General features: G+C 42.4%; 8 protein-coding genes. 7 read left to right on the top strand and 1 reads right to left on the bottom strand.

From position 1 onward, the window contains the following. Positions 1-317: 317 nt before the first annotated feature. The 3 genes from AU377_RS05940 (at position 318) to AU377_RS05950 (ending at position 3,681) form a co-directional block, all read left to right on the top strand. Positions 318-1,013: a hypothetical protein gene (locus AU377_RS05940; RefSeq protein ID WP_067405604.1), complete on the top strand. Its 696-nt coding sequence runs from the start codon at positions 318-320 to the stop codon at positions 1,011-1,013. Beyond that, positions 1,006-2,298, top strand: coding sequence for an HlyD family efflux transporter periplasmic adaptor subunit (locus AU377_RS05945; RefSeq protein ID WP_067405609.1), 1,293 nt, complete (start codon positions 1,006-1,008; stop codon positions 2,296-2,298). Before AU377_RS05940 ends, AU377_RS05945 begins: the two co-directional genes overlap by 8 nt. 246 nt (positions 2,299-2,544) lie before the next feature. Next, positions 2,545-3,681 (top strand): polysaccharide deacetylase family protein, encoded by a 1,137-nt coding sequence (locus tag AU377_RS05950; protein WP_067405612.1) that lies wholly within the window; start codon positions 2,545-2,547, stop codon positions 3,679-3,681. A 57-nt stretch (positions 3,682-3,738) separates the two neighbouring features. On the opposite strand, the gene AU377_RS05955 is transcribed toward AU377_RS05950, so the two are convergent. Further along, positions 3,739-5,085 (bottom strand): sodium-dependent transporter, encoded by a 1,347-nt coding sequence (locus tag AU377_RS05955; protein WP_067405614.1) that lies wholly within the window; start codon positions 5,083-5,085, stop codon positions 3,739-3,741. A gap of 230 nt (positions 5,086-5,315) precedes the next feature. On the opposite strand from AU377_RS05955, the gene AU377_RS05960 reads away from it, so the two are divergent. The 4 genes from AU377_RS05960 (at position 5,316) to AU377_RS05975 (ending at position 12,635) form a co-directional block, all read left to right on the top strand. After that, on the top strand, positions 5,316-6,224 hold the full coding sequence (locus AU377_RS05960; RefSeq protein ID WP_067405616.1) for a DMT family transporter: 909 nt from the start codon (positions 5,316-5,318) through the stop codon (positions 6,222-6,224). Between the two features lie 170 nt (positions 6,225-6,394). After that, complete coding sequence (locus tag AU377_RS05965; protein ID WP_253724395.1) at positions 6,395-8,587, top strand: 5'-nucleotidase C-terminal domain-containing protein; 2,193 nt, start codon at positions 6,395-6,397, stop codon at positions 8,585-8,587. Between the two features lie 578 nt (positions 8,588-9,165). Further along, positions 9,166-10,650 carry an N-acetylmuramoyl-L-alanine amidase gene (locus tag AU377_RS05970; protein WP_067405623.1) on the top strand — a complete coding sequence of 495 codons (1,485 nt, stop codon included), beginning with the start codon at positions 9,166-9,168 and terminating at the stop codon, positions 10,648-10,650. 95 nt (positions 10,651-10,745) lie between these two features. Next, positions 10,746-12,635, top strand: a complete 1,890-nt coding sequence (locus tag AU377_RS05975; RefSeq protein ID WP_172794027.1) for a S8 family serine peptidase — start codon at positions 10,746-10,748, stop codon at positions 12,633-12,635. Positions 12,636-12,805: the final 170 nt, after the last annotated feature.

The raw sequence follows: 12,805 nt of genomic DNA on the forward strand, positions 1-12,805 counted from the left end.
TTTTTAATATAAACGGTAGGTGTTTTGTTTTTTTACTTAGGGCTGTCCCAGAAGTACCTGGCTCTTCTTTTTAGGACAGCTCCAAGTTAAGCCTTTGGTGAAATTGCATCTTGTCAATTTCCCGGGAAATAAGTCAAATTACTTTTTCTTTTGCGCGGTATTTGGAATGTTTTCCAAAGTTCTCAAATACTGTCGGAAAATCAACAAGATCTTACATTGCAAAACTTTCATATTTTGCTAAAGTATTGGTAGGGTATATTCTATAATAGCCACTATCCACAGTATAATCAGTCGTCGTTAGCAGAAAGGGGTTTCGCATGTTTTTTAATTTTACATATTGGCACTTTTTGACGAAACCGGAAGAATTAGCGGAAAAACTTCAATCCTCTGAAATGAGAGGTTTTAACAAAAGAGTTGTTTTCGTTTTTCTATTCGGTCTTTTTCTTTTCGTTAGTCGTGAATTATGGGGTATGAATACAGAGTCAGTCACATCACTTTTAGCTACAATGACTACGATTGATTTTATCATTGCAAGATATGCCTCATTATTGGGTGTCATTTTATGGGCATTCGTATATATGGCGTTTCACTTTTGGGGATTTGCATACATATTGCGTTTTCTCACAAAAATACCCTATCAAAACATTTTGCCACTGCAACTATTGATTACGGGTTTATTGCTGCTGGAAAAAGCGATTGTATTTATTGTTTTTTATATAAAAGGCGAAGTCGCAAATGTGTCATTTCTATCATTTGGCCCATTGGCAATGACATTTTTAGATCAGTATTACATGATCTTTTTCTTAAATCAGTTAACAATCATAACTGCTGCCATCATTGCACTTCAATTCCGCTTTGTAAGAGCGTATCATGGTGCCTCTAACTGGAAAGGTATTCTAGGCCTCTTGATCGCTGTTCATGTTGTTATGGCGCTTATTACAGCAGCAGTTGGAATGATTCCTTTCGAAGATGTGATCCGGGCAATCATCAGAGGAGGTATTGGTCTTGTATAAATGGATGAATGTTGCGATCGCAATAACAGTAAGTACATTTATTGCGCTAAACCTCTACCTTCTATTTTCAGATAAAAGCGTCATCGAAAAGACGGTCTCTATTGATCGCTATGAACGGATGAAAAATGGTAACTTTAGCGAGAAAATGCCTAAAGAAGGCTTCATCGCACCTTCTGAAATGTATACAATTTACGTTGGCAATGAAGACGCCGTAGATACGTGGCTCGTAAAAGAAGGGGAAGAAGTTACCATTGGACAGGAGTTAGTTGTCTTACAAACTGAACGGGCGGAAGGTCAGCGTGCGATTTGGCAAGCGGAATTGAATGCCCTTAGGGAGCAAGAAAGGACCATTCAAAACACAATTTCCGATTTGGAGTCTGATCGAAGAAATGCCAAATCCGACAACAAATCTAATGTCAAAAAAAATGACAGCACCTCCAAATCAACCCAGGGTGACAAGATTGAAGTCGGTCTCAATGTAGATGTGCAAGTAGATGTTGCACCAGACGGCCCGTATGCACAAGCCATTGGGGCGGCAGAGCGGGAACTTGCGAGTGTAGAAAGACAAATGGTTGTTGTCGAAACGCAACTTGAACAAAATCCCTCAAGACCAGCTCTTGTCAGCCCTATAGATGGTACGGTTGCCAATATTGTACGTCATGGAACAACACTTGCAGTCGACATTTATAGTGCACAAAAAGAAATTCTCACATATATCAAAAATAATGAGTGGGAAAAATTACAAACGGGTAATCATGTGTATATTCAAGGGAAAGGACTTGACCAAGCAATAGAAGGAACGGTTCAATCAGTATCCCAAACACCGGCGAATGAAGATCGATGGTTCGCTGCCTATAAGGCAGTGGATCCACAAGATATTAAAAATCCACTGGGCTTTTACGAAGTTCGGATTGGGACGGAAGCAGATCTACAGTCACTGCCATTCGGCACAAATGTCAATGCTGCTGTCGTTGTCAATGAAGTGCTTGATACGCTTTCAGTGAACGCACATTGGCTGTATGAAGAGCATCAGAAGAAAGCATTTGTATGGAAACTGGATGGGCGTGGGAGAGTTGTGAAAGAGGAAGTCGCGACACCGTTTACATGGAAGAATCGTTCTGTCGTAACAGTCGGTCTTCAATTAGGCGATGTTGTGGTCGATCGACCTGTAAACTATGAACAGTCTCCAAGAGTCTTTTTACCATTTCCCGGAGAGTTTCCAAATAAAAGTGACTGGAAAGCATTTGGCTGGAAAAATTACATGAAGTACGCATTTTTGAAATAATCAATTCCTCGACCAGTAAAAAGGTCGGGGAATTTTTTTACGGAATGTGGGATATTTTTGCCTGCTTTGGGTATAGAGTGGATAGGAAGAAAAATTTTGAGCGAGTACCGATCGAATACGTAAATCATAAAATGAAGGATATACTAGGTTCAAATAGTAATCTATTTTGTCATATTCCGTTTTTAATTTCGCGGCTAACAGGTATTTTCCAAAGTGCGCTAAAATTTTTTGAAGTGGGGGAGTTAGATGAAAAAAAGCATTTTCTTTGCTACTTTTGCACTCTTCCTTTGTCTGCTCTTTACAGCAGTTCCGGGTGGGGCTTCGGCAAAGAATAAGTCACTGCGCTATGTTGGGCTTCATGACCGATTATTGCCGTTGGAAAGTGTTCGGGTCATCGATGGCGATACAAAAGTAGCGATTGACGAAATTGTCATTCCTTTGCATGCCAGCCTAGAAAAAAAGGATGGCCAATTGTTCATCACAAAAAATGGACATAAAATCACATATGACCTGGCATCCAAAAAAACAACATCTGGCAAAGATCCAGCGAAAGGAATGCCAATTGTAGAGGTAGACGGCAAGTTATTCATCAGCGTAAGATATTTAGCAAAAGAAACTGGTTTTCAAGTCGATTATTTGCCGGGCATTCAAACAGTAAGAATGTATCGTACGGACTATCAGCATGTGAGTCATCCAGCTTTTGAATACTATGTAAAATCACAATGGAAGAAAAAACAAGCCGTTGCCGCCTCGAAAAAAGCAAATGTCTATTTAACGTTTGATGATGGGCCGAACGCATACACGATGAAGAACAAAAACACTTTAAGAAAGTACAATGTGCAAGGGACTTTTTTCTTCCTTGGAAAACATATGAAAAAGCATGAGGATATTGTAATATCCGTCTCAATGGATGGAAATTATATTGGCTCGCATAGCATGACGCATGACGTAACAAGCATTTACAAATCACCCCAATCATTTATCGATGAAATGAGCGGCGCCGCGAAGATGATTCAGGATATTACGGGGGAAGATGCAAGACTTTTGCGCGTCCCATATGGAAGCATTCCACATGTTACGCCAACAATGAGAGAAGAGCTCAATAAAAATGGCTACAAAATGTGGGATTGGAGCGTAGACTCGAATGATTGGCGCTATACGGATCAACAAGCGAATGAAATCATAAAAAACGTACAAAATGGCGTGAAAAAAGCCGATGGTTTAGGAAATCGTGACATTGTTGTACTTATGCATGATCGCAGCGCAACATCGAAAGCCTTGCCGGAAATTATTAAATGGCTTCAAAAAGAAGGCTATGAGATTAAAAAATATGAGCCTGAACAACATAGCGTTGTTAACTTCTTACATGATAAAAATTTATAACGAATAAGAAGGGGTTTTCCCGAAAGTGCCTGGCACTTCTGGGAAAACCCCTTCTTATTATTTCACAATACCTAAAGCATTCAAAAACACTAAAATAATCGTTAATGGAACAATCCATTTCATTAACAAATACCAAGTCGGATAAAGAGATTGCGCTTTTCCGCTGGCGATTAAAAATTCATCCCGAACAAGCACTTGGTCCATTCGATGAACGATAAATAGTGCAATGAGCAAACAGCCTGACGGCAGCAAAATATTACTAACAAGGAAATCCGTCATGTCAAAAATCGTTCTTTTAAACAAAATGACAGATGATAATAGGCTTTCTGACAAGGCAGCAGGTATTGCAGCCAAAAATACGAAACCGCCAATGATCCATGCACTTGCCTTACGAGAACGTTTTCCGTTAGCGGTCCAAGCCGCAACGATAATTTCATAAAGACTAAATGACGAAGTAAGTGTTGCAAAAAGGAACAACAACAAAAATAACGCTAAAAATAGCTGGCCAAATGGTAATTGGGAAAATACTGCCGGTAATACCATAAACAATAATTCCGGCCCCGCAGCGGGTTCATGTCCGAAAGCAAAGACAGCAGGGAATATGGCTAGTCCTGCCAACAGCGAGACGAATAAATTCATGCCCACCACGGAGAAGGCAGAAGAGGTTAAACTAACGTCCTTTTTTAAGTAAGAACTGTAAGTTACCATACAAGAAAAACCAACCGCTAGAGAGAAAAACGATTGCCCAAGCGCGTACAATATCGCTTCCCTCGTAATCTTTGAAAAATCCGGTGTCAGAAAGAATTTAACGCCTTCCATAGCCCCATCTAGCGTCAAAGACCGAATGACTAATAGGATAAAGAAGATAAATAATAATGGCATCATATATTTATTTGCTTTTTCGATTCCATTTTGAACACCAGAAGCAACGACCCAAACATTGATCACCGTAAAGATCAATAGACCAAGTATAGTCGTGGACGGTGAACTAATAATCGAACCGAATAAAGCCGAATAGGAAGCGTCAGCAGAAATCACTTTTCCGCCGATCGACAAACCGCTATAAATTAATACCCAGCCTCCGACGACACTATAAAATGAAAGAAGTAAAAAACAACCGACGACGCCAAGTTTGCCAACCCATCCCCAGACACTTGCGGGAGCAAGCTTTTTATAAGCGCTAATGGCCTCTTTCCCTGTCCCCCGACCGATAATGAATTCAGACAGCAGCATCGGTAAACCGATTAATACTGTAAATAAAACAAATATTAGGAAGAATGCACCTCCGCCACTCATCCCCGTTACATATGGAAATTTCCAAATGGCTCCTAAACCAATGGCAGCTCCTGCCGAAGAAAGGATAAACCCAAGCTTAGAAGACCATTGCTCATTCTCTTGATTCACACGCTCACCTATTTCTCAACTTTTCTATTCTTTCTACTATAGTTATACCGTACTGTTACGTCAGAAACAAAAGATTTTTCACATTCTACTCTAGGAAAGTAGCAAGAATGAGTAATCAATTGATCTATTCGGTATAATGAAGGACATGGAATCTAGAACGGGTGGATCGATCGCGGTTTGGTAAGTGAGATCATCCATTTTATTGTCATGAAAGAAAGGAGTGGAAAAGTATGTTGAAAATTTATCTATTATTAGCAACTACGATGGTTGTGTGGGGGCTAAACTTGCCACTCCTTAAGTTTTTGCTCATCCATGTCAGTCCCGTCACAATGACGGCATTTAGAATTTTACTTGCGGGTTTAGCAGTGTTTTTATTTTTATGGATGGCTAAGCTCCTTCGCAAGCCTACTAAACAAGAGTGGATGTTTATTGTTGGAGGCGCACTTCTAAACGTTGCGCTTCACCATTACTTTTTAAATATGGGGCTTCTTCGTACGACGGGTACGAATGCTGGTTTGATCCTTGGAACCGGACCTGTTTTAACGGCAGTTTCGGCAGCGCTTATCATGCGGATTTTCCCATCGAAAATCCAATGGGGCGGTGTTCTTTTCGGGCTATGCGGCATTAGTTTTGTTGTCTTATCTGGAGGGGAAATTTCTGGACTCAGTTTAGGGGACTTATTTATTTTCATTTCCATCCTTGTGCAAGTGCTTTCCTTTTTAGTCATTTCAAAGGCATCGAAAACACTTGATCCGCGTTTAATGACAGCGTATATGATGCTCGTAGGAAGTGTTATTTTATTATTCGTGAGCATTATTCAAGAACCAGGTGAAATGAAAGTATTTTTAACAGTTCCGCCTGCTTTCTGGATGGGCTTTATCACCAGTGCGCTCATTGGAACGGCGGTTGGCCATTTGCTTTATAATTATTCAATCGGAAAAGTGGGCCCTTCCAAAGCGGCCATTTTCATGAATTTAAATACAATATTTTCATTGTTTGGATCGGCAATTTTCCTCGGTGAAAGTATTACGGCTCATCATCTTGTCGGTCTTGTATTTATCATGATTGGCGTTGTTTTAGGTTCTGGTGCTGCTGAAGACTTATGGAAAAAACGAAAACAGAACGCCTTGGAAAATTAATAATTACGTAACATGCCATTCTCTAGTCTTCATTGACAAAGGGAGCGGCTTTTTTGTTTTGGAGGTGAGTAAATATAGAGACTAGTCAATCACTTTAACATTATCTTAATAGTAGTTCTTAGATAAAGCTGTTAGACTAGTAACTAGCACCTATTAAGGAGGAGAATCGTTTGTTCAAGAAAAAATTTCTAGCTTCTTCTGTAACAGCCGCTGCAGTTGCGACAGCGGTTATCGTTCCAACAGCATCAGCAGACACAATATCTTTTCAAGATGTATCTTCGAAATACGCAGACGCGGTTGACTTTTTAGTCGCCAACGAAATGACGCAAGGCTTTAGTTCCACACAATTTGGGACAACCCATTCGATTAAGCGGGTAGATGCGGCTGTATTGATCGCAAAAGCAATCGGTTTTCAGCCGGACTGGGACTATGAAGATTCCGGTTTTAAGGACGTGCCGAGCCGTGCAAAGTGGGCGGTTGATGCGCTTGTGGAAATTGGTGTCATAGATGGATTAAATGCGAAAGAATTTGGCTCCGATGCATTATTAACACGGAACCAGACTGCTAAAATACTAGCGAATGCGGCAGATCTTGACATTGATGATTCTATTAAAAAATCTACTTATAAAGATGTAAACTCGAATTTTGCAAAGTACGTCGAAGCGCTTGTAAAAGCAGCGATTACACAAGGAAAAACAACAACAAGTTTCGGGGCGAATGATCATGTCACGCGGGGCGAGTTGGCGCTGTTCATCCACCGTGCGAAAGAGCATTTTGGCTTCCTAGATCTTTTCGTTATGCATACAAATGATACACACGGTTATTTGGATTCATTTCCGTATTTGGCAACCCCGATCCAAGATCTAAGAAGAAACCATCGCAATACGCTGTTACTTCATGCGGGTGATGTCTTCTCGGGAGACCTTTACTTCAATGCGTTTCACGGAGAAGCTGACCTCGCGATGATGAATCATCTAGGCTATGATGCCATGGTATTTGGTAACCATGAATTCGACCTTGGTTCGTCACCAGATGGGCATCTAGCACTTTCTAATTTTGTAAAAGACGCAGATTTTCCATTTGTCGCGGCGAATGTTAACTTTTCTAAAGATGCATTATTCGATGGACTGCAAACGAAAGACGTCAAAGTTGATTATGATAACGGGCATATTTATGATGGCGTCGTTTTAAATGTGAATGGCAATGAGGTCGGTTTATTTGGATTAACGACCGAAGAGACGCCAAGCATTTCCAGCACAGGAAAAGTGGAATTCTCGAATTATATCGATCGTGCGAAAGAAGCAGTGGAAAAGTTTGAAGAGATGGGTGTTAATAAAATCATCGCGCTGACACATATTGGCTTAGATGATTCACTTGATTGGGACAATGATATTGAACTGGTCAAGCAAGTAGAGGGAATTGACATTATCGTCGGGGGACACACGCACTCTACTTTATTAGCACCTCTTGTAGTCGATGAACACGATGCACCAACCATTATCGTGCAGGCAAATGAATATGGAAAGTTTCTAGGAACCCTCGACGTTTCGTTTAACCAGTTCGGTGAAGCGACGTTAAATGGCGGCGGTTTGATCCCGACTGAACCTGGTAAAGCAGCACTTGAAATAGATCCAAAAACAGCCGAAGTACTTGCACCATTTACAAAAGTGGTCGATGAAATGAAAGCAGAATCGATTGGCGTCGAAGCACTGGTTGACCTTGATGGTGGGCGTGATTCTAATAATGAAGGAATCTCAAGCGTTCGTCACAACGAAACAAATCTTGGGAACTTGATGACAGATGCGATGCTCGCAAAAGCAAAAACGATTAATGGAGACACATCCATTGCATTCCAAAATGGGGGCGGTATTCGTACATCTATTCCGGCAGGTGACATTACGGTTGGCGACGTATTAAAAGTGATGCCTTTCGGAAATGCGTTATCTATTGTGAAAATGACCGGCGCTGACATCCGCGCGACACTTGAGCACGGCGTTTCAGCGGACGTAATCGAAGGCGGCAAAGGATTAAAAGAATCTGGCGGATTCCTGCACGTGGCAGGCATGAAGTTTACGTATGACAGCACAAAGGAAAAAGGCCAGCGCGTAGTAAGTGTAGAAGTGCAAAATGGTGAGCAGTATGCAGCGCTTGATGATGCAAAAGTCTACTACGTCGCAACGAACTCCTTCACAGCACGCGGCGGCGATGGCTTCGAGAAATTCGAAGAAGCATATAAAGACGGCCGCGTATCCGACCCAGGCTTCGTCGACTACGAAAACTTCATTGAATACGTGAAAACACTAGGCGACAAAATTGAACCGAAACGCGAAGACCGTATTACAGATGTGGGGATAACGGAATAATAGATTGATAGCCGCCTCCTTGAGTGGGGGGCGGTTTTTTGTTGATCAAATTTACGCGAGTTCCTCGCAACTGCGCTCGAGATTCCCGCGATGATGCGCGAGTTCCCCTCAACGAAGCGTGAGTTCCCCGATCCGCCGCGAGTTCCCCGCAACTGCGCCCGAGTTTCCCGCAAAGATGCGTGAGTTCCCCGCAACTGCGCCCGAGATTCCCGCAAAGATGCGCGAGTTCCCCGCAACTGCGCCCGAGTTCCCCTCAACAGGCTAAGTGATGCCTAAGCCGATAGCTACGAAAACCATTAAAAACGCTATCAAATTCCGACAAAACCGTGAAAATGCCTATATTTTCAAATTAGTGCCTTGGAAACGTATAAAACTAGTAAATAATATGATAGAATTTGAGTGTCATTTGCTGTCGCTTACATGTAAAAAACGGTAAGTTTGCCATGAAAAGCCAAACTGTACCTCTATATAAACTTCTTTAATTATTTAGAAGTAATGTTCATGTTAACTTTTGACACGGGATTGTCCCTCAAATATATGTATTGAGAGGCAAAAAATACATAAAAGGAGTATAGAATTTGAAGAAAATCTACCTGATCCTCACATCGTTTTTGTTATTTGCTACTCTATCGTTCTTGCCGACGGATTCGGCCAAGGCCGCAACGAACTATGTGGATATTCCTTCCAACCATCGCGCTTACAAGGAAATTAGCTATCTAGCGCAAAGTGATATTCCCACAACCAATATCCCAAATATTTTTGCACCAGATGCTGCCATGACACGGGCACATGCCGCGGCGATGATCGGAAAAGCAGTCGGTCTAGAGGGTGATGTAACGACTACTCGTTTTTCAGACGTTCCATCCAGTCATTTATTCGCAGGCTATATCAATGAAGCGGTGCAACGCGAAATTTTATACGGCTATAAAGATGGTTCCTTCCAGCCGAATAAAACATTGACACGCGGTGAGATGGCGCTAATGATCAGTCGCGCATTTGGCTATAAGTCTGAAACGACAACGGCTGCTGCTCACGAGTTAATGGACAAAGGAATCTCTAAAGGAACTGGAAACGGAAACTTTGGCGTAGGGGAACTCATGAAACGCGGCGATTTCGCAGTATTCTTAGCTCGTGCGATTAATGCCGAGTTCCGCGTCAATGGGGAAGCACCGACAGCGACCTCGATGTATGTAACGCCAGATACTTTAAACTTCCGCCAAGGCCCTTCTACATCGTATATTGAAACGAAAAAATTATTTATGGGTTATCCGGTGGAGGCATACTACAAAGTAGGCGACTGGGTGTATATAAAAGTCGACCAATCTTATGGGTTCGTACATAGCGCCTATTTATCAACAAATCAGCCGTCCGTCAGTTCGATCAAAGCACCCCTTGATTTAATACCGGAAGTGAGCAACCCCGGCAATCATACAGGCGGGAAAAAACCGTTGAACCAACTAATGGTCATTGTTGATCCAGGACACGGCGCACATGACCCAGGCGGATCTGGCTTCGGTCTCCAGGAGAAAAACGTTGTCTTGGACATGTCACTTCGCTTGAAAAAATATTTCAATCAGACGCCGATCAATGTCAAATTGACGCGTGAAACAGATGTTTTCTTATCACTTTCCCAACGTGTCAGTTTTGCACGTGCGAATCAAGGAGATCTGTTCATTAGTATTCATACAAACGCACATACCGGCGCTGCCACTGGACTTGAAACATATTATTACGGAGCGGCTAAAAATCCGTACGTTCAAAGCTCTCAAGCGTTGTCCAATTACATTCAAAAGCGTGCACTGCAAGCTTGGAACTTAGGCAACCGAGGCTCTAAACACGGAAATTTCCACGTTCTGCGTGAAAATACAATGCCTGCTGTCCTTGTCGAGGCAGGGTTTATCGACAATAAAAGGGACAATGCATATATCGCCTCTCCAACCCATCGCGAATCGATGGCAAGAGCGATTTTCCTCGGAACGCTCGACTATTTATATCATTACGAGGGACGGACAGATGTTGCGTCACTTTACACAAAATTTAACGCAAGACCATCTGCAAAATAATCCTACGTACCCCGCCGGAAAAATTGTTCGGTGGGGCTTTTTTTAAAATAGTAATCTTGTACAATGGAAGTAAGCTGTTGGAAAGGATGATTTTATTGAAGAAAATTGGAATGTCATTGTACCTATCCATCCTATTCATTTTCTGCATGCAATCGACGACATTCGCCGAAGAATCGCGTGCCGATTATTTATTAATAGGGGAAAATCAAACAGAAATTACGCGCTACATGAATGAACAAAACATTCCAATCGGAAAAATCTACTCGTCTTTTTCCATCATTAGTGCAAGTTTGACAGAATCTGAATATGCACTGCTGCAGAACCGATTTCCAAACTTAACGACCCAAAAAAATCAAACATACAAATCTTCGAAAGATACAACGCCTACCTCGATCAAAGCAGTGCAAGCTGCGAAAGAACAAACGCTTCCTTACACAGGGGCAGGCATTAAAGTGGCAGTGCTCGACTCGGGGGTTGACGTGAAACATCGCGACTTGAAAGTACAGGGCGGCTATTGCTCGCTTGGCTATGATTGTGCACCAGGCACTCCTTACGACGATGACAATGGACATGGCACCCATGTCGCGGGCATTATTGCCGCTTCAAACAACAACACGGGCATTATCGGTATTGCGCCTGATGTTGAATTATATAGTATAAAAGCACTTAATGCATTCGGCGTGGGTTCAACAAATAGCTTGATCAACGGGGTCGAATGGGCGATTAAAAATAATATTGATATTTTAAATTTAAGCATTACAACAGAAGACCACGATGTCGCGTTGGAAAAAGCATTAGCCACTGCATATCAAAAGGGAATGTTGATCGTCGGTTCGGCAGGAAACAACGGCGGAACTGCCAATAAATCCGTCATGTACCCAGCGAAATATGAGACAGTAATTGCTGTGTCAGCTGTGAAAAACGATTTATCCAAACTAAAAGAAAGCGCAATGGGCAAAGAAGTCGATATTGCAGCGCCGGGGGAATTGGTTTTTAGTACATATCCTGTGAAATTCGATTCTTTGGATTTTAAAGTAGACGGCTATACACATATGTCGGGAACGTCCATGGCAACACCGCACGTGACAGGCATTCTTGCTTTGTATAAAGAACGCTTCCCGAAAAAATCGAATGTAGAACTGCGGGCACTTCTTCAATCACATGCGAAAGATCTTGGTGATTCGGGGAAAGACCCGATTTTCGGATATGGCCTCGCGCAGTACGTCCCAAACATTCCAGGAACAACGGTATTTGATGTGAAAGAAGAAGTGGGCCTCGCGACACTTGCAACTACCTATAAAGTGTCAAGCATCGAATCGGGCGGCAAAAAAATTACATCTGAAAATAACGTGTGGAAAATATACGGCGTTGGCGGGAGAAAGAACATTCTCGTCACTTCTGTCGATGCGAACGGTAAGTCGCTCGTTGAACAGCAATATATTCAGTTGAAAAGTCCAATGTTTTCCGATGTCATCAACGCCCAACGCTTTGCCGAGTCAATCGGTTATTTAAGCAGCCGAAAGCAAATAAACGGCTTTGAAGACGGTACCTTTAGACCATACGCCAACATCACACGCGGCGAAGCAGCCGCACTTATCGGACGCGCACTCGGGTATTCAGATGAAAAAACGACAACAAAATTCGCTGATGTATCGGCATCTTCATTTGCCTCAGGCTACATTCAAAAAGCAGTAGATGCAAAAATTATATCGGGGTATTCCGACGGCACATTCCGCCCAGGAAATTTCGTCACACGCGCCGAAATGGCCATTTTGATATCGAAGGCATTTGACTTAAAAGCAACAACGGCCAAAACATTTACAGACGTCGCTTCGTCTATGTCCGCCTATCAAGCCATTAACACGCTAATTGCCGCGGGTGTCACAACAGGATACGGGGACGGCACCTTCAAACCATACGACAACATGACAAGAGCCGACTTCTCGGTGTTCTTGGCTAGGGTGCAAGACGATGTTTTTAAATAATGAGTGAACCGGCTGCTAGGGTATTATACCTGGCGGCCGGTTTTTTTAACGGCCAGTTACTCTCCAATAAACCCGTGCTAGTGCCCAACGAACACCCCACAATTCCCATAATTTAACGAAATCCCCAAAATACGCTACAAAACTCAAAAATGAATGATAGAATAGTAGAA

This window comes from Sporosarcina sp. HYO08 (assembly GCF_001563475.1).
Lineage (GTDB): Bacteria > Bacillota > Bacilli > Bacillales_A > Planococcaceae > Sporosarcina.